This is a genomic window from Mesorhizobium sp. M0184, from assembly GCF_040322215.1.
Taxonomy (GTDB): Bacteria; Pseudomonadota; Alphaproteobacteria; order Rhizobiales; family Rhizobiaceae; genus Mesorhizobium.
In genome coordinates, this window is sequence record NZ_JAMYSZ010000003.1 from 124,779 (window position 1) to 147,687 (window position 22,909).

A 22,909-nucleotide genomic window follows, 5' to 3' on the forward strand; every position below is an offset into this window, starting at 1 on the left:
ATAAGACGATATCTAGCCGACGCGCTTGCCGCTGGCGTCGATGACCATCTCGCCGTCCTCCTTGGTGAACGGGCCGATATCCGGATTGGGCAGGATATCGAGCACCGCTTCGGATGGTCGGGCGAGCATGGTGCCGAGCGGCGTCACCACGATCGGCCGGTTGATCAGGATCGAATGCGCCAGCATGAAATCGAGGATCTCGTCATCGCTCCACTTCGGATCGCCCAGGCCGAGTTCGGCATAGGGCGTGCCCTTTTCGCGCAGCAATTGGCGCGGCGTCATGCCCATCGCTGCGATCAGCTCGACGAGCTTTTCGCGCGACGGCGGATTTTTCAGATATTCGATCACCTCCGGCTCCTCGCCGGACTGCCTGATGATGGCCAGCGCGTTTCGCGAAGTGCCGCAATTGGGGTTGTGGTAGATGGTGACGGTCATTGCGCAGCTTTCATCTGTCCGGCTGGTTTCGGTTGGGCGAGCAGCCACCCTGCCAATGTCATGGCGAGCAACGCGCCCAAAAGTTCGGCGCCGATGAAGCCCGGCAGATCGGCGGGGCGGATCCCGGCAAAAGTGTTGGAGAACGCACGGGCGATGGCGACGGCCGGATTGGCGAAGGATGTCGATGCGGTGAACCAGTAGGCGGCGGTGATATAGAGCCCGACCAGCCCGGGGATCGAATCCGGACGGGAACGCAGGCCGGCGAGGATGGTGAAGACCAGCCCGAAGGCGGCGACCAGCTCCGCAATCCATTGCCCGCTTCCGGTCCGCACCGTCGCCGACACTTGCAGGATCGGCAATTCGAACATTGCATGCGCCAGGAATGTTCCAGCGATGCCGCCGGCAATCTGGGCGGCGACGTAAGCCATCGCTGCGTTCGTTTCGATCTCGCGTCGAAGCGCGAATACCAGCGTCACCGCCGGGTTGAAGTGCGCTCCGGATATCGGCCCGAATATCGTGATGAGCACGACCAGGATCGCCCCGGTCGGCAAGGTGTTGCCGAGCAGGGAGACGGCGACATCATTGCTCAGCCTGTCAGCCATGATGCCGGAACCGACCACGGTGGCGACCAGCAGAGCCGTGCCGAGGGCTTCGGCAACAAGGCGGCGGGGAAGATTGCCGGAGCTCATCTGGCTAGCAGTTGCAGGTCACAGCCTGGATGACAGGCTGGCAAAGCTCCGGCGCGCCATTGCAGCAATCCTCCATGAGGTAGGCGAGCAGATCGCGAAAGCCGGTCATGTCGGCGAAGTAGCGCACGCTGCGGCCTTCCCGTCCGGTCCGCACCAGGCCAGCATGCGACAGGATCTTGAGATGCGCCGATATCGTATTCGGAAATGCGGCGAGCCGCGTGGCGATCTCGCCCGCCGGCACGCCGTCGGCGCCGGCCCGCACCAAAAGGCGAAAAACGTCCAGCCGGGTCTCCTGGCCGAGCGCGGCAAGTGCCGAAAGGGCGAGCGTCTTGTCCATATTTCCAGATTTCCAGAAATGGGGAATAGAGTCAACGCGCGAAGACTGTGTTGAGCAACGAAATCTCACCGAAGGCGGGGAAGTCCGTAGCGGCGGCGGCTAAGGCGACAGCTCGCGCAGGGCTGCGTTGGCGGCAACAAATTCGTAGGAGTTATTGGGGCAATCGCTGGCGGCGAGCCGATAGAGCCGCAAAGCTTCATCGCTGTGCCCCTGCAGTCGGCTCAGCTCGGCGCTGAACATATTTGTCTCGCACAGGTTTCCGCGTTTCTTTATCGCATCAGGGTCGTCGGCTTCTGCAATTGTCGCGGCGAGAGTCTGCTCGCCAAGCAGCATTCGAACAGCCGGCGCTGGCCATCGCGTCATGTCGAGCTTCTTGGTCGCTTCCTGCAAATGCCCTGCTGCGCCATTGCGACGCTCGGCAAAATCGAGCCAGATCGCAACATACGCATCCTCTGGTTTGACTGTGGCGGCTTGCGCGAAATCGGCTTGGGCTTTCTCCATCGCACCGGAGTAGAAATGGACGATACCCCGGCCCAAATAGGCGTAGACAATCGTCGGATCGAGGCTGATTGCCTGGTCGTAATCTGCCGTTGCACGTACGTATTCGCCTTTTATTGACCAGACGAGACCTCTGCTGAGATAAGCATGGGCATATTTCGGATCGAGCCCAATTGCTTTGCCATAGTCCTCGAGGGCGCGGTCGTATTCGCCATTCTTGTCCCATATCCAGCCGCGCTTCCTGTAGGCACTGGCGTGTTTCGGGTCGAGCAGGATTGCCTGATCGAAGTCGGCAATCGCGCGGTCGTCATCGCCTTTGTGTGCCCAAGCCGTACCTCGATCGTCGTAAGCATTGGGGTCTTTCGAATCGAGGCCGATCGCCTGGTCAAAGTCGGCGATGGCGCGGTCATAGTCGCCTTTGTCAGCCCAAACGTTGCCTCTGTTGTAGAAGGCACTGGCGCGTTCCGGATCGAGACTGATCGCCTGGTCGGCGTCGGCGATGGCGCGATCGTAGTCGCCCTTATATTTCCAGGCCCGGCTTCGATTGCCATAGGCACTGGCGTCTTTCGGGTCGAGGCTTATCGCTTGGTTGTAGTCGGCGATCGCACGATTGTAATCGCCTTTGATTGTCCAAGTCAGGCCTCTATCGAGGTAGGCACGGGCGTTCTTCGGATTGAGGCTGATTTCCTGATCGTAGTCGGCAATGGCGTAATCAGAATCGCCTCTGAGTGACCAGGCCATGCCTCGATGATGATGGACTCCGGTGACATTCGGATCGAGGCTGATCGCCTGTCCGAAATCGGAAATGGCATGGTCATAGTCGCCCTTGAGTAGCCAGGCCATGCCCCGATTGTCGTAGGCGCTGGCTTCCTTCGGATCGAGGCTGATCGCCTGGTCATAATCGGCGATGGCACGGTCGTAGTCCCGCTTCCTTTTCCACACGAGACCTCGGTTGTTATAAGTTCGGCCATCGCGGGGATCGAGGCTGATCGCTTGGCCGAAATCGGCGATAGCGCGGTCGTTGTCGCCCTTGCGTGCCCAAGCCAGGCCCCGGTCGCCATAAGTTCCGGCATTCCGGGGCTCGAGGCTGATGGCCTGATCGTAGTCGACAATAGCTCGGTCGTTGTCGCCTTTGTCGAGCCAGGCAGAGCCTCGGATGCGGTATGCATCGCTCTTCGGGTCGAGGCTGATCGCCTGGTCGAAATCGGCGATAGCGCGATCAGCGTCGCTCTTGAGTGCCCAGGTGATGCCTCGGTAGTAATAAGCACTGGCATCTTCCGGATCGAGGCTGATCGCCTTATCGAAATCGGCAATGGCGCGATCATAATCATTCTGCCTCGCCCAGGCGACGCCGCGCTTGAAATAGGCCGTCAAACGGCTGCTGGCGGGCTCCGTCACATCCTCTATCATGAGTGTACAAGCGGCAATTCGCCGAGCCGTATCGGCCTCGTCGTCCCCGACACAATCGCTGCTGGCAGCCAAAGCTGGGCCGCTCAGGGCAAACAAGACCACGAGCCCACGCAGCAGCGACCGACAAAAAGACCTATGCCATTTTCGAATCATCGGCTCACGGATCATGTCGTTTATTTGCATCGCAGTGCGCTTGATCAAGAAGGCCTTGATCTTTGCAACCCAACACTGCAACCATTCTTGGGTCAAGGTGAGACTTGATTTTTTTGACCTTTGCCAAACCGACACCCGCCCGTGACATTCGGCGGAGACAGCGGCGGCTCGCCTGGTCCAAATCAGCCAGGCACTGTGGCGGCGACCGCATCAGCGCGACCAAGGCCGGCAACCGCATTTCTGACCCGCTGCAGATGCGCCTGGCGTCCGGCGGCCGAGACGCTGTCCATCCGGTAGAGCGCCAGGAATTTGGTCCGGCACAGCGGATGGCAGACGGAGCGGAAGCCGCGCAGCAGGGTCCGCCGGCCGGGCTGTCCCATGATCCACGACATCAGCGGCGTGGCGCCACATGTGGTCATTGCCATCACCCGGCGTATGTGCCGCAATTTGGGCCGCGGGCCGTGTCGTGCCGTCGGCATCTCGAAAGCGAAGCCCGGCACCAGCACGCGCTCCAGCCAGCCTTTCAGCATCGCCGGCAGGCCATACCACCACGTCGGATAGATGAAGACGACCGCCTCCGCCCAGAGCAGCTCCTGCGCATGTTCGTGCACCGGTTGCAGGTTCGCCGCCTTGTCGTGGTAACCGCGCCATTCCCGCGTGCGCATGACTGGATCGAAGCCGGTCGCATAGAGGTCGAGCAGGTGGACCTGATGGCCGCTTTCGGCAAGCGTCTCCAGCACCGTGTCGCGCACGGCGCCGTTGAAGCTGTCGGTGCAGGGATGGCAATAGACGACGAGGACCTTCATCTTGCGCTCGGTCGCGAGAGTGCATGCAAGCGCGTCGCATGCAAACAAGCCACCCGCAGACGTAGTCGATCAGCTGTTTTCATGCGAAGCCGCGCTGCCCCCGTATCAAGACGCAACAGCTCCAGTCACGTCAAGGCCCGCTCGTCAGCTCAAAGGAAATTGCGCGCACATGGGCTTGCCGGAGGGCACTGTCCCGCATGCCTTGCGGTACTCTGCGGGAAACGGGCGCTGCCGCGTATTGCGCCCAGGAACTCCAACAGTGGATTCGGTTTTCGATCAGCATTGTTGCCCGAAAGCCTGCGCCCTAGCTTCACGGCGTGTCCAAAGCGTCAGGAGAGAAAACATGCACACAGGAAAACTGAGCGGCAAGATCGCCTTGGTGACGGGCGCCTCTTCCGGCATCGGCGAGGCCACCGCCTTGGCGCTGGCGGCCGAGGGCGCCACGCTGGTGATTGCCGCGCGGCGCGCCGAGCGCCTGGACGACCTGGCGAGGCGGATCCGTGAGACCGGCAGCGCGGCACTGCCGATTGCCGTCGACGTCACCGACGAAACGCAAGCCACGGCGATGGTCGAGCGGGTCCGGCAGGAGTACGGCCGGCTCGACATGCTGCTTGCGGTTGCCGGCGTCGGCGTCGCCGCGCCGTTCCGCAACACGACGCCGGAAGAATACCGCCGGATGGTCGACGTCAACATCCTGGGCCTGCTTTATCCGATCCATGCGGCACTGCCGTCGATGCAGCGGCAAGGCGCCGGCCACATCGTCGTGGTCTCGTCCGGCACCGGCCGTTACATCCACCCTTCGGTGGTCTATTCCGGCACCAAGCACGCGGTGAGCGCGATGGCGGAATCGCTGCGTCGCGAGATCGGCAAAGACGGCATCCGCGTCACCTGCATCGAGCCTGGCGCCGTCAAGACCGAGTTCACCCAGAATATGCGCGCCGATGTGCGCCAGGCGGTCGAGCAAAGGCTGGGCGACATGGAGCAACTGGAAAGCGAGGACATCGCCGCCGCCATCCTTTATGCGGTGACGCAGCCGCCAAGGGTCAACGTCAACATCCTGACGCTCTATCCGACCGAGCAGGCGTGAGGGCCGCAAAGGTGGTACCCTGCGCCGCCCCCGCAGCCCTGCAGCATCATCCGCCTATCATCAGCGTGAACACAAGCTGCCGCAACTTGCCGCCCGGGCCGAATTCGACCCGGTCGAAATCGCGGCTCGCCTGCCGTTGTGCCTGCGAGATTCCGGCGAGCCGTCTCGTCACTTCGGTCCTGATCTTGCTGCAGCCGCGGTCATCGGCGACGGTCAGGCCGATGGTGGCCGCCTCGATCTTGTGCACCATGTCGACGATGCTGGCGCCATGCACCTTCTCGTGGGCGGCGAGGCCGGCTGCGAAAACCTCCCAGTTCTTCTGGATTGCGCCCGGCAGCCGCGCGGCCGGCTTCGGCAAGGTGTAGGTGATGATCAGCTTCGGCCGCGCCGACACCAGCACGCAGGCGTCGCCTTGCGGCTGGTAGTCCCTCACCCAGGTCAGCTTGAAATTGGTATGCGCGATGACGCGGCGTTCGCCGAGCAGCGGCCCGCGCCCGCCGATCGAGGCGTAGAGCTCCGGCCCGGATTGCCCTGAGATGGCATAGGTCTCGACCTTCTCGACCGCCTGCCAGCCGGCATGCGCCGGCGATGTCGGCAGGAAGGCGAGCAGCAGGCAAAGGCGAATGGCTGTTTTCATGCAAGTCCTCGCAGCCGTTGCGCACGACGCAAACGATATGCAGTTCCCTTCCGTGGACATAGCCGGCGGCCGGCTATAGTGGGATGCTCGTATACAAGAATCCACAGGCAACATCATGTCGCCGCGACCGAACATTGCCCGGCAACGCCCTGCCCCCGGGGCCCAGCCTCCCGGCGTCAGCCTCTGTCGCGCGCTGTCGAAGCTTGGCCTGTGCTCGCGCAAGCAGGCCGAGCTTCTGGTTGCCGAGGGGCGCGTGCGGGTCGCCGGCAAGATCGTGCGCAACGGCTCGATGCGCGTCGATCCAGGCCGCGATCGCATCGAGGTCGACGGCCGCCGCGTCGCCGCTGAGCGCAAGGTCTATCTGATGCTCAACAAGCCGCGCGGGCTGGTCACCACTCGCGACGACCCGCAGGACCGCGGCACCGTCTATGATTGCCTGGCAGGCCTCGACCTGCCTTTCCTCTCGCCGGTCGGCCGCCTCGACAAGGCCAGCGAAGGCCTGCTGTTGATGACCAACGACACGCGCTTCGCGCAGCGCCTGCTCGATCCCGCCTCGCATGTCGCCAAGACCTATCACGTGCAGATCGGCGCGCTGCCCGACGAGGCCATGCTGGCGCGGTTGCGCGCCGGCACGACCGTCGACGGCGAATTGCTGGCGGCCCGCTCGATCGAGCTGCTGCGCGGCGGCACAAGCACCGCCTGGCTGGAAATCGTGCTCGACGAGGGCCGCAACCGCCATATCCGCCGGCTGCTCGCCGCCCACGATATCGAGGTGCTGCGCCTGGTGCGGGTCGCGATCGGATCTCTGCAACTCGGCGACCTTGCCAAAGGCAAGGCACGCCATCTGAGCGCGGAAGAGCTGGCGATGCTTCAGGCCTAGCCGGCTGGCGGCGACTCGATAGTCAGGCAGCTGCCAGTCGAAGCCCACGTGACGCAGCAAGCAGCGCGGGCGGACAAGGGTCGCTTTCGACTCCTGGCGGATATTCCTGACCGACCGCTCACACGGGTTCGACCGATATCAATGTCTGTCGGTATTACATTCCGTCAGCACACCACAGATCGCAGCCGGCGGCGTTGATTTCCTGCATAAAAATCTTGAGCGATTCTTGGGCAGGCATGGGAAGCTGGCCAACCAACGGGACAAACAAATCGATCAGGGCCTGGCGATGGTCTGGAGAGATGCTCTGCGCGAGATAGGGACCATCTGCTCTCAGCGATTCAACAAGAACTATCTTGTTTCCCTCCTTCAGAGCCGGGTCAGCCAGAAAAATCGAGGCGCCAGCCAAAGCTGTTCCCTGTCGGATACAGCATCAATTGCCCGCAAGAGAACCGACACCGCGGTGTCCAGGCTGCTTTCCTCGGCCTCCAGTTCGACAAGCCCTGTCCAGGAATCGAGGTTAGCGGGATCACGCTCTATCTTCGCAACCAACGTCTCGCGCGATTCAAATTGAAATGTAAGGGGTTCATCAGTTGTCATTGTCGGAAGAAGCCTTGGCTTTGCCGCACTGGGCCAGCACCTTGCCGATGGCGGCGGATGAGCCGGCAAGCGGAAAGCTGTTCTCGCCATATTTGCCCGAGGCGACCGTGACCTCGCCCTTGGAGCGCAGCAGGGCCAACAGCGGGTCGGTGCTGCTCAATTCCACGGTGAAGGTGTTGTACATTTCTTCGAGTTGAAGCGTCTTGGTCACCGCCTTGCCGCCGGCCTTGAACGCGAACGAAGCGATGCCGGGTTCCAGTTGCGGACCGCTGTCGCCCAAATCATAGCTCAGCGTCGGCTTGCCGAAACAGGCCAGCGTCAGCTGGGCGCCGCCATTCGATCCGCCGCAGACCGACGCCATCAGCACTTTGCCGCCCTCCTCTTCCTCCAGTTTCGCCGTCCAGCCGCACGGCGCGGCAAACGCCGGCTGCGCCGCTTGCAGGACGACCTGAGCGGCGACGCAACCCGCCACGACGAATTTCGCCAATCCGCTTCGCATGATCTTCCCTTCCCAAGTCATCGAACCATCGTCGGCCACGTGGCATCAAGGACTATACAAAACAAATTGTCCCGTGGCATTACCGGCGACACCAGGGCGCTGTAGCAATTCAGGCGATTGATTTTCGATCGAGTGGAAGCGGCACCAGCACCGCCTGGCTGGAGATCGTGCTCGACGAGGGCCGCAACCGCCACATCCGCCGGCTGCTTGGCGCCTACGATATCGAGGTGCTGCGCCTGGTGCGGGTGGCGATCGGCCAATTGCAGCTCGGCGAGCTTGCCAAAGGCAAGGCACGCCATCTGAGCGCGGAAGAGCTGGCGCTACTTCAGGCCTGAAGTGCTGGCTCCAGGGGCCTTCGCACCGAACGGGTGATTGACATTAACATTCCTGTTTCATATTTTCCTTTTATGAAACCGAAATGCGACAGCGCAATTGAAGGGCTGGTCCGACGCGAAGTGGCTCGGCAGCCGGAGAGAAAAGCATGAGCACGGCGTTGCGGGCGGTCCCCAGGTTCCTGGACGAATTGGGTACGTTTGGCGGCCTCAAGGGAACCGATATTGCAAACATCACCGACGTGTCCAAGGCCACGGTTTCGAGGTGGAAGGCCGGCGACATCAAGCCCCAGCCGCGCAGCGAGCTCATTCTGTCGGACCTGCACTATATCGTCGGCCGACTGCAGGAATTCTACGAGCCAAGCGATATCCGCACCTGGCTTTACGCTCGCCACCCGCAATTGAACGGTGAAAGGGCGATAGATCTCATTCACGACGACCGCGCCCTCGACGTGCTCAAAGTCATCGACCGCCTTGAGAACGAGGTCTTTCTGTAATTGGCGATCGCCAGGCGGATGAGACGAGACAGTCGGCTCATCGATGCTATCGAGGAAATGGTTCCGGTCGAATACTCCGGGACGGTTTGGCGTGTGGTGCGCCAGGGCCGCAGCCCGATCCAGTGCTCGAGCTCCGGCGGCCGTTGGGACGATGGAACGTTCGACGTGCTCTACACCTCGCAAGAGCGCGAAGGTGCCTTGAGCGAGATGAGATTCCACCTGACGCGGGGGCAGCCAGTGATCCCTTCGCGCGTCAGATACAATCTCTTCGAGATCGATCTTGCTTTGGACCGGACGCTCAGACTGCTCGACCTGGCAGCCTTGCAGACCCTTGGCCTCGACACCGCGCGCTACGGGCAGCTTTCGTGTCAGGAAAAGCACGCCGAATATCCGAGGTCGCAAGACATCGGCGAGGCCGCGCATTTCCTCGATTATGACGGTCTGATCGCGCCCAGCGCGCGATATGATTGCCTGAACGTCGTCGCGTTTTGTGATCGGCTGCCGGCCGGAGCGATGACGATCAGAACCGATCACGGGGAAATTGCCTGGGCAGCGGCGGCCCCGCTGCCATCCATCCCCCGCACGGGTGATGCGGCCAACGGAAGTGGCGCGCTAACATTGCCTCCAAGTGCAGAGGTCTAACGCGCAAGGGAGGATCCATGCGTATGCTCCGACTGATACCGACGCTGCTGGCGCTGCTGGCCGTCTTGCCATTGAACGCTGAAGCGACCACGAAGAAGTACCCTAAGGGCCACGGCACGAATTGCGCCGAGAAGGACCAGGCGTGCCAGAAGAAATGCCAGGCTGTGCCGATCGACTACAACAGCGTCAAATCCATCCAGGGGCGCAACGAATGTCTGAATAATTGCACCATCGGCTACGATCAGTGTCTCGGGGCACCCGCCCGAATCCAGGAACAGACAATCCAGGAGGACGCCGCGCAATAGAAGCCCGCCAGAGATGGCTCCAATGCGCAAAACATAGGTGTGATCGAATGACGGCGACAGCCCGCCGGTCGCCTTCATGTGCGGCCGCCGACTTCGTCGGCATGTCGTCGGAATCTTCATAGACGCGAAACGCGCCCGATTGGCGGAGCTCCTCGGTGCCGTAGCCGCCGCTGAGCAGGCCGACATTCAGCAGGACCGTGCGATGCGTCACCCGCCGCGCGCCGCGTCATGGATTTCGGCAAAATCCAGCCCATATTCCTAGATGTGGAGCTTTGAGCGTGAAACTCGCGCGTGCGGTCCTGCTTGCCGCGGCTTTCGTGGCTGTTGCGGCCGTTTGTCCCTCTTCCGCAACCGGAGAGGCGGACGGCCGGGAGAAAATTGTGCTGCGCGTCGAGATAGACGGCGCCATCGGTCCGGCGAGTGCCAGGCAGCTCGAGGAAGCGCTGGCGGTGGCCGCGGACCGAAATGCCCAGGCTCTCATCCTGCAGATGGACACGCCCGGCGGGCTGGTCACCAGCATGCGCGAGATGGTCGCCGGCATTCTCGCCTCGCCGGTTCCCGTCATCGGCTATGTCGCACCCGCCGGCGGGCATGCGGCGAGCGCCGGAACCTATATCCTCTACGCCACCCATGTAGCGGCGATGGCGCCCGGCACCAATCTGGGCGCGGCAACGCCGATCGAGATGGGCGGGCCGCTGCCATCGTTTCCCGACGGCGGCAAGAACGATGGCCCCGAGGCGGACAAGGACAAGAAGAACGCACCCGCGGGCGATGCGATGATCGCCAAGGCGACGAACGACGCCGTTGCCCTGATCCGCAGCCTGGCTGAATTGCGCGGGCGCAATGCCGAATGGGGAGAAAAGGCCGTGCGCGAGGCGGCCAGCCTGTCGGCCGGCGCGGCGCTGCAGCAGCATGTCATCGACTTCGTCGCCCGCGACACCACCGAACTGCTTCAACTGGCCGACGGCCGGACCGTCGAGATCGCCGGCAAAAAAGAGGCAATGGCGACGAAAGGACTGCCGGTCGAAACGCTCGAGCCAGGCTGGCTCATCCGGCTTCTCGCCGTGATCACGGATCCGAACATCGCCGTCATCCTGATGCTGGTCGGCGTCTATGGCCTCGTCTTCGAATTCACGAGCCCGGGCGCTGTCGCGCCCGGCGTGATCGGCACGATTTGCCTACTGCTCGGACTCTATGCGCTCAATCTCCTGCCGATCAGCTATGCCGGCCTTGCCTTGATGCTGCTTGGCATCATCTTCCTGGTCGTCGAAGCCTTGAACCCGACTGTGGTCCTTGGGCTGGGAGGCGTGGCTGCGTTTCTGCTGGGCGCAGCCATGCTGCTCAGGATCGAGGGGCCCGGCTTCGAGATGTCGTGGGCCGTTATCGGCACCGCCGCCGCCCTGACGCTCGGCCTGGCGCTGCTGACCGGCAGCTATCTGTGGGCGGTCCGCAAGAACGTTCCGCGTGTTGGCGCACAGGCCATGCAGGGGCTGCCGGCGGAGGTCCTCGACTGGCACGGCAGCGAGGGCCACGTGCTCGCCCGGGGCGAGCGCTGGCGGGCAAAAGCCGACGAACCGCTTGCAGTGGGCGACAGCGTCGAGGTGGCCGATGTCAGGGATCTTGTGCTGACGATACGGCGCCGCAATGTGAGAAGCGATGGAGCAAGGCAATGATCATCGGTTATGTGGCCTATCTGGCAGCAGCGCTCGTCGTGGTCATGTTCCTATCCGCGGCCATTCGCATCCTGCGGGAATATGAGCGCGGCGTGGTCTTCACCCTCGGCCGCTTCACCGGGGTCAAGGGCCCCGGCCTTATCATCCTCATCCCCTTCGTGCAGCAGATGGTGAAGGTCGACCTGCGAGTGGTGGTCCAGGACGTCCCGCCGCAGGACGTGATCTCGCGCGACAACGTCTCGGTGAAGGTCAACGCGGTGCTGTATTTTCGTATCGTCGACGCCGAGCGGGCGGTGATCCAGGTTGAAGACTTCATGACCGCCACCAACCAGCTGGCACAGACCACGTTGCGCTCGGTGCTCGGCAAGCATGAGCTCGATGAAATGCTGGCCGAACGTGACAAGCTCAACAGCGATATCCAGGAGATTCTCGACCAGCGCACCGATGCCTGGGGCATCAAGGTCTCCGATGTCGAGATCAAGCACGTCGACCTCAACGAGAACATGGTCCGCGCCATCGCCAAGCAGGCCGAGGCGGAACGGCTGCGGCGTGCGAAAGTGATCAATGCCGACGGCGAACAGCAGGCGGCGGCAAAGCTCGTCGAGGCCGGCAAGATGCTGGCCGAAGCACCGCAGGCCATGCAGCTACGCTATTTCGAGGCTCTCCATGACATCGCCGGTGAGCGCTCGTCGACGGTCGTGTTTCCGGTGCCGATGGATCTGCTCGGTCATTTTATCAAGCAGGGTGGTGGAGGCGGAGGCGGCTGAGCGCGTGATCTCCCCCCTCGAGGGGCCCTCGAGGGGGAGATCAGCACCCTCACCTCCGCCACGGCGGGACCGGCGCAAAGCGTTTGCCGATCCAGTCGGCGAAGGCACGTGTCTTGGCGGCTTGCCCCTTGGCCGAAGGCATGACGACATAGACGGCGCCCTCATCGGCGAGTGTCCAGTCCTCCAGCACTGGCACCAGCCGGCCGTCGGCGAGCTCGCGTCCGACCAGCCAATCCGTGCTCATCATCAGTCCGGCGCCTTGCACGGCGGCTTCGACCAGCACCTCGGCGTCGTCAGTGACCAGCGGCCCGGAGACCTCGATACTGACGCGGCGACCCGTGCTGTCGGTCATCTCCCAGGCCGGAAAGGTCTGGAAACCCGAGAAGCCCAGGCAACTGTGTTCCAGCAGTGCCTCCGGCGCAGTCGGCGTGCCCCGGCGGGCGAGGTAGGACGGCGCGGCGCACAGCAGCCGCCGCCGTGTCGCGACCTTGCGCGCCACCAGCCGCGAATCCTCCAGCGCGCCGAGACGCACGGCGACATCGAAATTCTCGGCGACGAGATCGACGAAGCGGTTGGAGAACTCGGCCTCGATACGAACGTCGGGAAATTCGGCGAGAAACTGGGGCAGCAGCGGGCCGATCCACATGCGCCCGAACGAGCCGGGCAGCGCCAGCCGCAGCACGCCGCGCGGCCCGCCGCCGGCATGCGCCGACGCGGCAGCCTCGGCCTCGTCGACCGCAGCCAGGATGGCGCGGACGCGGACGAGAAATTCCGAACCCGCCTCGGTCAGCGACACGCTTCGCGTCGTCCGGTGCAGCAGGCGCACGCCCAACCGCTCTTCCAGCGAGGCAAGGCGCCGCGACAGGATCGTCGCGTCGCGGCCGATGCGAGCAGCCGCCTTGGTGAAGGAGCGTGCTTCGGCGATTGCCGCGAAGGCGGCCATTTCGACCAATGCTGCCGGTTCGTGCGATTGCTGCATCAGGCGCAGAGCTCAAATGTAAAAGCCAAGGATTATATACCAATAGCGCAGCAGCTAGTTTCACTCAATCCCGGCCCGTCAATCGGCCATCAACCGGAGTGAGACATGAAAGCGATCGAACTGACTGCCCCGAGACTGGACGCGTTTCGCGCGGCCACCGTTCCCACGCCTGAACCGCAGCGCGGCGAAGTGCTGATCCGCCTGCGCGCCGCAAGCCTCAATTTTGTCGATGTCGCAATAGCGAGCGGCAACTATCCAGGTCCGAGCTTTCCGCTCATTCCCGTCGTCGACGGCGCCGGCGAGATCGTCGGCATCGGCGAGGGCGTGTCGAGGCTCGCCATCAACGACCGCGTCATCGCCCATGCAAAACCGCGCTGGATCGGCGGCCGTCCGCGGCCTTATGAGACCAGAGAGATGCGCGGGCTGACGCTGCCCGGCTCGCTCGCCGAATACGTCGCGCTGCCGGCCAATGCCGTTGTGCCGATGCCGGCGCATCTGTCCTTCGAAGCGGCAGCGACGCTGCCGATCGCCGGCACCACCGCGTGGAATGCGCTTCGCGCCGCCGATGCCGGGCCGGGGTCGGTCGTCGTCCTGCTCGGTACCGGCGGTGTCTCGATCCTGACCCTGCAGCTGGCCAAGGCAGCCGGCGCCACGGTCATCATCACCTCGTCGTCGGACGAAAAGCTGGCCCGCGCCAAGGCTTTGGGTGCCGATCACCTCATCAACTACCGCGAAACAACGGACTGGGACGCCAAGGTGCTCGAATTGACCGACGGGCTCGGCGCCGACCTGATCGTCGAAACCGGCGGCGCGGCGACCTTCGCCCGCTCTATCAATGCCGCGGCGCCCGGCGGCACGGTGTTCGCCATCGGCTTCGTCACCGGCGCCGAGGCCACCACGAACCTGCTGCCGATCATCATCAAGGCACTCAAGGTTGTGGGCAACAACACCGGTTCGGTATCCGACCTGCGCGACGCGGCGCGCGCCATCGGCGCCGCCCGTATCGATCCGGTCATCGACACGGTCTACGGCCAGCACCAGGCGACCGAGGCCTACGCCCATATGGCAGCCGGCGGCCGGCATTTCGGCAAGCTTGCGTTCAGTCTGTCGTGGTGAGCCTGAAAAAGGCAGAGCGTTGAAGCTGCCGATCTCCCCTCTCGTGGGGAGATCGGTCGTCACCTCGGCTTTCGCCAATCGCCAACGCGCGGACAGTCCCAACCTCCGCCTAAATCAGCTTCTCCAGCGTGATCGGCAGATCCCGCACCCGTTTCCCGGTGGCGTGGAATACCGCGTTGGCGATCGCCGGCGCCACGCCGACGATGCCCAGCTCGCCGACCCCCTTGCCGCCCAGCACCGAGGAATGCGGATCGGGAATACCGACCGAGATCACCTCGATGTCGGGAATGTCCGCATTGGTGGCGATGAGATAGTCGGCGAGGTTGTTGTTGACGATGCGCCCATGCCGGCGGTCGACGATGCCTTCCTCGAGCAGCGCCTGGCCGATGCCCATGATGATGCCGCCCTTCCACTGGCTTTCGGCGAGCTTGGGGTTGTAGAGCCGGCCCGAATCCAGCGCCGACACCACACGCGACACACGAACCGTGCCAAAGTCCTCGTCGACGCGGACTTCGATGAAATGCGCGCACCAGCTGTGGCGGGAATAGTCGCCCTCGGTGTGTGGCAGCGCCATGGCTATGGTGGTGTAGTTCTTGTAGCGGTCCTCGACCGTCGAATTGGCCGGCATGGTGTCGCCCTTCGCCTCGATATGCTCGCGCCCGACGCTGCTGAGCAGTTCGGCGATGGAAACTTCAGGGCCGTTGCCGCGCGGTGAAGCGATGCGGCCATTGGCGACGACGAGCGTGTTGGCCTGCAGTGCATGGAACGGCGAAGCCGGATCGCTGATGGCGAGCCCGATCAGTTGGTCGAGCGCGGCACTCGCCGCCTTGTGGACGGCACCGGTCATCACCCCGGCCAGCCGCGAACCGCCGGTGACGCCGGCACGGGCATAGCGGGAATCGCCAAGCTTGACGACGACGTTTTCCGCCGGCACGCCCACCACCTCGGCGGCGGTCTGCGCCAGGATCGTGTAGGTGCCCTGCCCCATGTCGATCGATGAGCTTTCGACCTCGACCGAGCCGTCGGCGAGAATGCGCACGACCGCCTCGCCATAGGCGCGCCGCACCGGGTAGGTGCCTGCCGCGACACCCCAGCCGATCAGCTGGTTGCCGTCGCGCATCGAACGCGGCCGGGGGTTCCGCTTCGACCAGCCAAAGGCTTCGGCGCCGGCCGCGAAGGCCTCACGCAGCTGCCGTGTCGACCACGGCTTCTTCGCATGCGGGTCCTGCTCGGCATAGTTCCTGAGCCGGATTTCCAGCGGATCGATACCGACCTCATAGGCGAGCTCGTCGATGGCGCTTTCGATGCCGAAGGCGCTCGGGTTCTCGCCCGGCGCGCGCAATGCCCCCGGCACCACCGTGTTGACCCGCACGACGTTCTGCCGCGACGAGAAATTCGGCGTCGCGTACATGACCGAGGTGACCGAGCCGAGCGGCTCGACCCACATGCCGTCGACCGAGGTCTCGTTGACGCCGCGATGCACGATCGACTGGATCTGACCCTCAGCGTTGGCGCCGAGCGCCACGGTCTGGCGCGTCGCCGCCCGTCCGCCATAGGCGGTGAAGGTCTGCGGCCTGGTGACCGCCAGCTTCACCGGCCGTCCCAGCATTTTCGCGGCGACTGCCGCTACAGCGCCGTAGCCATAGGCAAACGCCTTGGAGCCGAAGCCGCCGCCAATATAGGGCGAGACCAGTCGTACATTCTCGAACGGCACGCCGAACCATTCGGCATAGGTCCGCGCCATGCCGTCGAGCCATTGGCTCGGCTCCCAGACCGTCAGCTGGTCGCCCTGCCACTTTGCGATCAGGCCATGCGGCTCCATCGGCGCCTGGTATTCGCGCGGCGTGTTGTAGGCGTTGCAGATCCTGACCGGAGCCGAGGCGAACGCTGTGTCCGCCTCGCCCCATTCCTTGGTCATCGCATCGACCGGGATGCCGTCGCCGGCCTTTGGATCGCTGAGGTCGACGATCGCCGGCGCCTCGTCATAGGCGATCTTGACCAGCCTCGCGGCGGCGACCGCCTGCTCGAATCTCTCTGCCACCACCGCCGCGACATGCTGGCCGCTGAAGGTGATGTCGCGCGCCAGCGGGCAATAGGCGACGTCCGGCGGCGGCGTGCCCAGCCAGTCCGTTGCGGTTCTCAGCGGCAGGATGTTGTCGGGCGTCAGCACCAGCAGCACGCCGGGCGACGCCTTGGCCGCGGTCGTGTCGATCGAACGCACCCGGCCGGCGGCAATGGTGCTCTCGACCAGCACCGCATGGGTAAGCCCCTCGAGCTGCTGCTCGACGGCGTATTTGGCGGCACCGGTGATCTTGGCCGGGCCGTCGACGCGCGACAGCCGGCCGCCGACCTGATCGGCGAGGACGGCACCGTCCGAAGCGTCGCCGCGTTTGGCATCGCCGGGTCTTGTTCTCAACTCGTGAACGGTCATGCCGTTTCTCCCATTTTGAGGATGGCGCGGGCGACGACGCGCGGCGCCAGTTCGATCTTGTAATGGTTGGCGCCATGGTCGACGGCGCCCTCGACGGCGAGCAGGCTGGCTTGCCTGACGACCTCCGGCTCGAGCACTTTGCCGTTCAGCGCCTCTTCGACGGCACGGGCGCGCCATGGCTTGGTGGCGACGCCGCCAAGCGCGACGCGCAGATCGCGAATTGTCCTTCCGTCGGCTTCGAATTCAATGCCGACCGCAGCACTTGCCGCGGCGAATTCATAGGACTGGCGGTCGCGGACCTTGAGATAGGTCGAGCGGCGGGCGGCGGCCGAAGCGGGAATGCTGATCGCGGTGATCATCTCGCCGGGCTCGATCGCATGTTCCCTTTCGGGCGTGCTGCCAGGCAACAGGAAAAAATCATCGACGGCGACCTGACGGTCGCCGAGATGGACAATCGCGTCGAAGGCGACGAGTGCAACCGCCAGGTCGCCGGGATAGGTGGCGATGCAGGCCTCGCTGGTGCCGAGCACGGCATGGCCGCGGGTGACGCCGCCGATCGCCGAGCAGCCGCTGCCGGGCGAGCGCTTGTTGCAAGCGGGAAAATTCGCCGGATCGCGGAAATAGGGGCAGCGCGTACGCTGCATCAGATTGCCGCCGATCGTCGCCATGTTGCGCAGCTGAGCCGACGCCGCCTGCCACAATGCTTCCGAGACTGCGGGGAACCGACTCTTGATATCGGCATGGTCGGCGACGCGGCTCATCCTGGCCAGCGCGCCGATCGTGGCGCCCCGCTCATCAACGGCAATCGTGTCCAGTCCCTTGAGATGGGTGATGTCGACCACGGTCTCGGGTTCGGCAACGCCGCATTTCGCGAGATCGACAAGCGTCGTGCCGCCGGCCAAAAGCATGGCACCGGGAAGTGCTGCTGCCTCACGGGCTGCATCGACGGAGCCGGCGCGGAGATACGAAAAGTCCCTCATGACGCGGCCTCCACGGCCGCCTGGCGCACGGCGGCGATGATATGCGGATAGGCGCCGCAGCGGCAGAGATTGCCGGCCATGTATTCGCGGATCTCCTCATCCGAGCCGGCATGGCCTTCGCGAATGCAGGCGACCGCCGACATGATCTGGCCCGGCGTGCAATAGCCGCACTGGAAGGCATCCTGTTCGAGGAAGGCGGCCTGCACCGCATGCAGCGTGCCATCCTCCCCGGCAAGCCCTTCGATGGTGGTGATGTCCCTGCTTTCAGCCTGAGTGGCAAGCGTCAGGCAGGCCAGCACGCGCTGGCCGTCGATATGAACGGTGCAGGCGCCGCACTGGCCCTGGTCGCAGCCCTTCTTGGTGCCGGTCAGGCCGAGATGGTCGCGCAAGGCGTCGAGCAGGGTAACGCGCGGTTCGACCTCCAGCTCATGTCGATGTCCGTTGATTCGAAGTTGGATTGGAGTTCGGGTTTTGCTTGTCATGGGGCGTCTGGCTCCAGTTGCTTGACGCGGGAGGGGATGATCTGGTGCCCGGCCGGCGAGCGGCAAGGTCAGCTTATGGCTAGGTGAAGGCTATCTACCCCTTGGGGGAAATGCCCGGCAGGGCAGAGGGGGTCTGCCTGACTTGGTGCGACCTCAGGGAGGGCTGCGGCTTGCGAGGTCGAAAGACGTGACATACCCGATCCCGTGATTACATGAGAAAGGCGCTCCACAATCGGAGGCGCCTCCGTTTATTACCTAAGGGCCTGCCCTGCCCTGTTCAAGCCCCGGATCGAAATTGATCGAAATTGGAGAAAATTGGCAGGGCAGCCAGCCGTCATGCCTGGAGACAAAAAAGCACCACCGGCCCAAGCCGGTGGTGCTCTCTGAACTGTCTGTAGGGGCAGGACAGTCCAATGATCCTGAGGGGATCGTGCTCAACGTGGGCTCATTTTTGCCCCACGGCATCGGCCGAACAGATGAGGAGTGCCGGCCGCGAGGAAATATCCTCCGTCGTCATCCACCGGCCGTGCACCGGAGGCGGGCAAGATGCCTCGCCTGCCGGAACGCCGGCCCAGACTCGATCCTGTGATTATATTTACTTGCGATTATATTTGTCGGAGACGTAACGAAGGTGGAAGCGTCTGCGTTCTTGAAACGGGGCCTGCCTATCCGGGTATGCTTCGGATCAGCACTGGAGAAAAAATTGGCCGCGGAGCCGCCCGTCATTTCTGGAGACAAAACCGAAGCCGCCGTTGCAAAACCGCTGCGCGCCGACGCGCAGCGCAACCGCGATGCGCTGGTCGAGGTCGCGGCAAAAGCCTTTGCCGCGCAAGGCGTCGATGCCTCGCTGGAGGAGATTGCGCGCCAGGCCGGCGTCGGCATCGGCACGCTCTACCGGCATTTCCCAACCCGCGAGCACCTGGTCGAGGTGGTTTATCGGCGCGAAGTGGAAGGACTGTGCCAGGCGGCCGACGAACTCGCCCGCGATCATGCGCCCGACATGGCGCTCGAACAATGGATGCAGCGCTTCGTCGACTACATCGCCACCAAGCGCGGGCTGTCGACAAGCCTGCGCATCCTGCTCACGACCAACTCAACCTTGTTCTCCGATGTTTCCGGCAGGGTGACGCTCGCCTTGCGGCGGCTGATAGATGCCGCGGTCGCCGACGGCTCGATCCGCGGCGATGTCGATGCCTCCGACGTGCTGCATGCGCTGGGCGGCATCTATTCGGCCCCGGACACCAAGGACTGGCGCGACCGCTCGCGCCGATTGGTGTCGCTGCTGATGGATGGGCTGCGGTTTGGAGCGGCCAAATCCGACCCATCCAAGGAATAACGAATGCAGTGACTGTCCTTATTTCAGCGAGATGCTCATACCGCTGAGATCGGCATTGACTTGCAGGCCTACCTGCCTGCCCGTGAGTTCGAGTTGGGCGCCCTTGTCATTGGTCATGACGATCACCTGGGCTCCTTTGCCGAGCGCGCCGCCACCGCCCGCTGCACCGTACACCCCCGTCACATCCCGGGCGCGGCGTATGTGGCGCACGGTACCTTTGAAATAGGTCTTGGAGGCGCCGAAGGCGAGGCCGCCCGAGATGCCGCCGACCGAGATGGGATATCGGCGACCATGGAAGGTCAGTGTGCCCTCGCCTCCGGAGCCGCCGATGAAAAAGGCCGCCTTGTAGACGGCGAAGCGGATCGTACCGCTGTCGGCATGCGCGACGCTGGCAAAGCTAACTGCCGCCGCAGCGATGACGGCAACTGCGACTGAACGAAATCTGGACGAAATCTTCATGATGAGAACTCCTCAAGATCGCCGCATGCCCAGCCGGCCGGGCACGTCGGCGTCGTATCAAAGTCATAGCTGAACAGTCTCGCCCGTCATTGGTTCCAAGCACGCGGCCTGAATCCGGCTGCGAGAAGACCGCCACGAAACGAGGCGGATGGCGAGCGTAGTCCTGGCTGTAAGAACAGTGGCCGAATGGTGGGGATGATCGTAGGTGTTGAGGCGGAATGGTATTAGTCTGCGCTGTCTGGGGTTTCGGGAGCGCGGCAAAGGAATGGACTTCAACTCACGCCATGGCTACCTGCTGATCGGCGGCCTGATCCTGGTCGGCGCCGGGCTCCTGGTCGTTTCGCTGATCGTCAATCTTCGCGTGGCGCACAGTGTGCGTGACGACGTACGCCATCGTGAAAAGCTGCTGGAATATTATCGCAATATCTTTTCGCAGCTGGGCGTGATCCTGATCGGGATTGGCGTGTCCCTGTTCATCTTCTTTTTCCAGCAGAACTATCAGGACCAGCGCAAACGCGAAACGGAGCTCCAGCAGGTTCTCGCCAAACTGGCGGCGCGTGTTGCCCGCGACAGCGCTGTCGTGGAGGCCCTCGGCGAATTCGATGAGCTGCTGGATGATGGCGGCGCCTATGTCAGTCCGGAACTCGGTGGAAACAATGCCGCCGTCAGCGCCCACGGAACGGCGCTCGCCAAGCAGGTTTCGCAGATCCTTCTGGTCGAGCGCGACGTCGATGTTCAGGGGTTCGATATCCTGAATCTGTCGCGCGATTTCGAAGCATCGTTCGTCGTCAACGAGCTCAACCCAATGCTTTGGTTCAACATCGTCCGGGACGAGAGCGACATCAAATATGCCACTACCCAGATCGCCCTGGATTACAAGGACCTGCAGGATGCGATCGGCGGCGAGCCGATCGAGGTTGCGATTGCCAATCCCGAAAAGGAGCGGAAGATCAAGCAGGAGGTGCTCGACGTCTTTTATGATGCCGATCTGCTGCGCCAGCGCAGCAGGCGGTTTCTTGGCCGCGCGTGCTGGCTTTTCAGCAAGGGGCGCGACTTCGTCAAGCTTGCACCGGCCAATGAGATCGAACCCGATGCCAGATCGCACCAGGAATGGCTCGACCGGTCGAAACCCTTCCTGACGCAGTTGAAGTCGGGAAGCGACAATTGCTTCAAATTGCTTCAGTTCGGCCCGGCATAGGCTCCCTCACCGCCGGTGGCTAATCCCCCACGCGCTGCAGCGTACCGAGATGATTGTCGTTGAGAAAATCAACGGTCATGGCCGACGCCTTGCCGTCGGGGCCGAGGGCAAAGCTGACAGCCGAAGGCCTGTCCGGCATCTCGGCATCGGGGAAGGTCACGAAGAGGTCGCGGTTGAAATGCTTCAGTGGATAAGACCGCGCACCGGCAGGCCCGACCTTAAGGACAAGAGCGTCTCCTTCGCCCGACACAATAGCTTCGCCGAAGAAGTCGTTGAAGTAACGGCCTGCATAGGCACTGGCCGGCTCGGCCGGACTTGCTGGAGAAGGCGGCGCGGCATAGGTGGCCTTGGCCGCCGCAATCACCGGGCCGAACATGCTCGCATAGATATCATTCCATGCCTTTATCTTATCCTTGCCCAGCGTTCCGTCGAAGACGAGATCGGCGAAGCTGTCGGACAGCCCGTCCGGCACGCCTGTCGGAAAGGCGTTGGCGATGACGACGATGCCAAGCTTCTCCTCGGGGAAGAGCATCACCAGACTGCGTGCGCCGGTGCTGAAGGCGCCCGCATGACCCCAGATCAGCCCGTGCCGGCCGAATTCGATATTCCAGCCGAGGCCGTAGAAGGCCTCGCCTCCGGAGACGGGGTTCTTGCCGCGAACCATCAAGGGAATATGTGTCTGTTCCAGCGCATCGGCGGCAATGAGTCTCTTGCCGGCATAGACCCCGTTGCCGAGCACAAGGCGCATCCATTGCGAGAGGTCGCGTGCGGTGGAGCTGACGCCGCCTGCTGGCGCCTGCGCATCCGGATAGCGCTGGACCTTCGCGGTCCAGGCGCCATCGATTTTGGCGTGGAGCTCGGCGCGGTTGGCGTGCTTGATGAAGCCCGAATGACGGGAGCTGGTCGAGGCCATTCCAAGCGGACGGTAGAGCTTCTCTTCGGCGACCTCTTCCCACGATTTGCCCGTCGGCTTCGCGGCCGCGACGGCACCCTCGGTCAGTCCGAAATTGCTGTAGGAATAGCCCGCACGAAAGCTCGATGACGGCGACACGAACCGCAGCCGGCGCAGGATCTCCGCGCGGTCATAGCCGATGTCCTCGAGGTCGTCGCCGGCGGTGCCGGGAAGCCCGCTGCGGTGCGCAAACAGGTCGCGGACCGTGAGTTCGCTGGTCGGATAGGGCTGGGCGAGCCGGAAAGCCGGATCGAGGTCGGCGATCTTCGAATCCCACGAAGCGATCCCCCCGCTGACCAGCGCCGCCACGACCGTGGCGGAGACAGGCTTGGAGAGCGAGGCGATCTGGAACACCGTGTCGGCGTCGACGGCCTCCGGCTTGCCGGCCTCGCGATGCCCAAAACCCTTGAGGAAGATCACCTCGTCGCCGTGCACGACACCGATGGCGAGACCAGGTACGCTACCATCCGCGACGACGCCTTCGGCCAGTAATTCGAGCTTCGCAATGGCCGCGGCGATCCTGTCGGGTGTAATGGTGTCGGCCGACGCCGCTTCGGCGAAAGCGTAATGACGGCGATGAAGGCCAACATCCTCCACCGGAGGTGATTCCGGTTTGTGAATAGCCGCATGCTCAGCCCCCTCCGCCTCACCGGCGTGCACTATTGCAGCCTGACGCAGGGGAGGCCAGCCCCAAGGATCGCTTCCATCGACGGATGTTCGCTTCGCACCAGT

The 22,909-nt window shown here is 63.5% G+C and carries 24 protein-coding genes and 3 pseudogenes; 11 read left to right on the top strand and 16 right to left on the bottom strand.

The window, feature by feature from the left end; translation table 11 throughout:
- Positions 1 to 12: 12 nt before the first annotated feature.
- From arsC to NKJ23_RS05700, 5 genes are all read right to left on the bottom strand, one after another.
- The gene (arsC, locus tag NKJ23_RS05680) at positions 13 to 435 is read right to left on the bottom strand and encodes an arsenate reductase (glutaredoxin) (RefSeq protein WP_352678950.1); all 423 of its coding nucleotides are present in this window, start codon (positions 433 to 435) and stop codon (positions 13 to 15) included.
- Entirely contained in the window at positions 432 to 1,124 is a 693-nt protein-coding gene (locus tag NKJ23_RS05685) for an aquaporin (RefSeq protein WP_352678953.1), read from the bottom strand. Before NKJ23_RS05685 ends, arsC begins: the two co-directional genes overlap by 4 nt.
- A 4-nt stretch (positions 1,125 to 1,128) precedes the next feature.
- Positions 1,129 to 1,461, bottom strand: a complete 333-nt coding sequence (locus tag NKJ23_RS05690) for an ArsR/SmtB family transcription factor (RefSeq protein ID WP_352678956.1) — start codon at positions 1,459 to 1,461, stop codon at positions 1,129 to 1,131.
- 99 nt (positions 1,462 to 1,560) lie between these two features.
- Complete coding sequence (locus NKJ23_RS05695; RefSeq protein WP_352678959.1) at positions 1,561 to 3,570, bottom strand: tetratricopeptide repeat protein; 2,010 nt, start codon at positions 3,568 to 3,570, stop codon at positions 1,561 to 1,563.
- 134 nt (positions 3,571 to 3,704) lie between these two features.
- Positions 3,705 to 4,328, bottom strand: a complete 624-nt coding sequence (locus NKJ23_RS05700) for an NAD(P)H-dependent oxidoreductase (RefSeq protein WP_352678962.1) — start codon at positions 4,326 to 4,328, stop codon at positions 3,705 to 3,707.
- A 343-nt stretch (positions 4,329 to 4,671) separates the two neighbouring features.
- Here NKJ23_RS05700 and NKJ23_RS05705 point away from each other — a divergent pair, with 343 nt between their 5' ends.
- Positions 4,672 to 5,415, top strand: coding sequence for an SDR family oxidoreductase (locus NKJ23_RS05705; RefSeq protein WP_352678965.1), 744 nt, complete (start codon positions 4,672 to 4,674; stop codon positions 5,413 to 5,415).
- Positions 5,416 to 5,461: 46 nt separating this feature from the next.
- Here NKJ23_RS05705 and NKJ23_RS05710 read toward each other — a convergent pair whose 3' ends face one another.
- Positions 5,462 to 6,052, bottom strand: coding sequence for a DUF922 domain-containing Zn-dependent protease (locus NKJ23_RS05710; RefSeq protein WP_352678968.1), 591 nt, complete (start codon positions 6,050 to 6,052; stop codon positions 5,462 to 5,464).
- A gap of 115 nt (positions 6,053 to 6,167) precedes the next feature.
- On the opposite strand from NKJ23_RS05710, the gene NKJ23_RS05715 reads away from it, so the two are divergent.
- On the top strand, positions 6,168 to 6,932 hold the full coding sequence (locus NKJ23_RS05715; RefSeq protein WP_352678971.1) for a pseudouridine synthase: 765 nt from the start codon (positions 6,168 to 6,170) through the stop codon (positions 6,930 to 6,932).
- A gap of 154 nt (positions 6,933 to 7,086) precedes the next feature.
- Here the strand turns inward: NKJ23_RS05715 and NKJ23_RS05720 are convergent, their stop codons facing one another.
- The 3 genes from NKJ23_RS05720 to NKJ23_RS05730 are packed head-to-tail and all read right to left on the bottom strand — an operon-like array spanning position 7,087 to position 8,028.
- Positions 7,087 to 7,338 carry a hypothetical protein gene (locus tag NKJ23_RS05720; protein ID WP_352678974.1) on the bottom strand — a complete coding sequence of 84 codons (252 nt, stop codon included), beginning with the start codon at positions 7,336 to 7,338 and terminating at the stop codon, positions 7,087 to 7,089.
- Complete coding sequence (locus NKJ23_RS05725) at positions 7,299 to 7,529, bottom strand: hypothetical protein (protein ID WP_352678977.1); 231 nt, start codon at positions 7,527 to 7,529, stop codon at positions 7,299 to 7,301. Before NKJ23_RS05725 ends, NKJ23_RS05720 begins: the two co-directional genes overlap by 40 nt.
- On the bottom strand, positions 7,519 to 8,028 hold the full coding sequence (locus NKJ23_RS05730) for a hypothetical protein (protein ID WP_245274855.1): 510 nt from the start codon (positions 8,026 to 8,028) through the stop codon (positions 7,519 to 7,521). The genes NKJ23_RS05725 and NKJ23_RS05730 overlap by 11 nt, the downstream gene beginning before the upstream one ends.
- A 140-nt stretch (positions 8,029 to 8,168) precedes the next feature.
- Here NKJ23_RS05730 and NKJ23_RS05735 point away from each other — a divergent pair.
- From NKJ23_RS05735 to NKJ23_RS05750, 4 genes and pseudogenes are all read left to right on the top strand, one after another.
- Positions 8,169 to 8,363, top strand: a pseudogene (locus NKJ23_RS05735) (pseudouridine synthase); the annotation flags it as partial.
- Between the two features lie 146 nt (positions 8,364 to 8,509).
- Positions 8,510 to 8,857: an antitoxin Xre/MbcA/ParS toxin-binding domain-containing protein gene (locus NKJ23_RS05740; RefSeq protein ID WP_023680350.1), complete on the top strand. Its 348-nt coding sequence runs from the start codon at positions 8,510 to 8,512 to the stop codon at positions 8,855 to 8,857.
- Positions 8,858 to 9,499 carry an RES family NAD+ phosphorylase gene (locus NKJ23_RS05745; RefSeq protein WP_352678980.1) on the top strand — a complete coding sequence of 214 codons (642 nt, stop codon included), beginning with the start codon at positions 8,858 to 8,860 and terminating at the stop codon, positions 9,497 to 9,499.
- Between the two features lie 23 nt (positions 9,500 to 9,522).
- Positions 9,523 to 9,804 (top strand): hypothetical protein, encoded by a 282-nt coding sequence (locus tag NKJ23_RS05750; RefSeq protein WP_352579469.1) that lies wholly within the window; start codon positions 9,523 to 9,525, stop codon positions 9,802 to 9,804.
- Positions 9,805 to 9,904: 100 nt separating this feature from the next.
- Here NKJ23_RS05750 and NKJ23_RS05755 read toward each other — a convergent pair.
- Positions 9,905 to 9,994, bottom strand: a pseudogene (locus NKJ23_RS05755) (HAD family hydrolase); the annotation flags it as partial.
- Between the two features lie 88 nt (positions 9,995 to 10,082).
- On the opposite strand from NKJ23_RS05755, the gene NKJ23_RS05760 reads away from it, so the two are divergent.
- Together NKJ23_RS05760 and NKJ23_RS05765 are read left to right on the top strand one after the other, a co-directional pair.
- Positions 10,083 to 11,477 (top strand): NfeD family protein, encoded by a 1,395-nt coding sequence (locus NKJ23_RS05760; protein WP_352678983.1) that lies wholly within the window; start codon positions 10,083 to 10,085, stop codon positions 11,475 to 11,477.
- Positions 11,474 to 12,244 carry a slipin family protein gene (locus tag NKJ23_RS05765; protein ID WP_023680344.1) on the top strand — a complete coding sequence of 257 codons (771 nt, stop codon included), beginning with the start codon at positions 11,474 to 11,476 and terminating at the stop codon, positions 12,242 to 12,244. Before NKJ23_RS05760 ends, NKJ23_RS05765 begins: the two co-directional genes overlap by 4 nt.
- A 49-nt stretch (positions 12,245 to 12,293) precedes the next feature.
- Here the strand turns inward: NKJ23_RS05765 and NKJ23_RS05770 are convergent, their stop codons facing one another.
- Positions 12,294 to 13,223, bottom strand: a complete 930-nt coding sequence (locus NKJ23_RS05770; protein ID WP_352678985.1) for a LysR family transcriptional regulator — start codon at positions 13,221 to 13,223, stop codon at positions 12,294 to 12,296.
- Between the two features lie 105 nt (positions 13,224 to 13,328).
- Between NKJ23_RS05770 and NKJ23_RS05775 the strand changes: the two genes are divergently transcribed.
- Positions 13,329 to 14,339 carry a zinc-dependent alcohol dehydrogenase family protein gene (locus NKJ23_RS05775; protein ID WP_352636049.1) on the top strand — a complete coding sequence of 337 codons (1,011 nt, stop codon included), beginning with the start codon at positions 13,329 to 13,331 and terminating at the stop codon, positions 14,337 to 14,339.
- Positions 14,340 to 14,448: 109 nt separating this feature from the next.
- Here NKJ23_RS05775 and NKJ23_RS05780 read toward each other — a convergent pair whose 3' ends face one another.
- The 3 genes from NKJ23_RS05780 to NKJ23_RS05790 are packed head-to-tail and all read right to left on the bottom strand — an operon-like array spanning position 14,449 to position 18,232.
- On the bottom strand, positions 14,449 to 16,770 hold the full coding sequence (locus tag NKJ23_RS05780) for a xanthine dehydrogenase family protein molybdopterin-binding subunit (protein WP_352678988.1): 2,322 nt from the start codon (positions 16,768 to 16,770) through the stop codon (positions 14,449 to 14,451).
- Positions 16,767 to 17,750 carry an FAD binding domain-containing protein gene (locus NKJ23_RS05785; protein WP_352678991.1) on the bottom strand — a complete coding sequence of 328 codons (984 nt, stop codon included), beginning with the start codon at positions 17,748 to 17,750 and terminating at the stop codon, positions 16,767 to 16,769. The genes NKJ23_RS05780 and NKJ23_RS05785 overlap by 4 nt, the downstream gene beginning before the upstream one ends.
- Entirely contained in the window at positions 17,747 to 18,232 is a 486-nt protein-coding gene (locus NKJ23_RS05790) for a (2Fe-2S)-binding protein (RefSeq protein ID WP_352579463.1), read from the bottom strand. Before NKJ23_RS05790 ends, NKJ23_RS05785 begins: the two co-directional genes overlap by 4 nt.
- Before the next feature lie 703 nt (positions 18,233 to 18,935).
- Here NKJ23_RS05790 and NKJ23_RS05795 point away from each other — a divergent pair.
- Positions 18,936 to 19,568, top strand: coding sequence for a TetR/AcrR family transcriptional regulator (locus NKJ23_RS05795; RefSeq protein WP_352587101.1), 633 nt, complete (start codon positions 18,936 to 18,938; stop codon positions 19,566 to 19,568).
- An 18-nt stretch (positions 19,569 to 19,586) separates the two neighbouring features.
- Here the strand turns inward: NKJ23_RS05795 and NKJ23_RS05800 are convergent, their stop codons facing one another.
- Positions 19,587 to 20,027: a lipid-binding SYLF domain-containing protein gene (locus NKJ23_RS05800; protein ID WP_352451439.1), complete on the bottom strand. Its 441-nt coding sequence runs from the start codon at positions 20,025 to 20,027 to the stop codon at positions 19,587 to 19,589.
- 265 nt (positions 20,028 to 20,292) lie between these two features.
- On the opposite strand from NKJ23_RS05800, the gene NKJ23_RS05805 reads away from it, so the two are divergent.
- Positions 20,293 to 21,225, top strand: a complete 933-nt coding sequence (locus NKJ23_RS05805) for a hypothetical protein (RefSeq protein WP_352645499.1) — start codon at positions 20,293 to 20,295, stop codon at positions 21,223 to 21,225.
- 19 nt (positions 21,226 to 21,244) lie between these two features.
- Here NKJ23_RS05805 and NKJ23_RS05810 read toward each other — a convergent pair.
- A pseudogene (locus NKJ23_RS05810) lies at positions 21,245 to 22,806 on the bottom strand (serine hydrolase).
- Positions 22,807 to 22,909 lie beyond the last annotated feature (103 nt).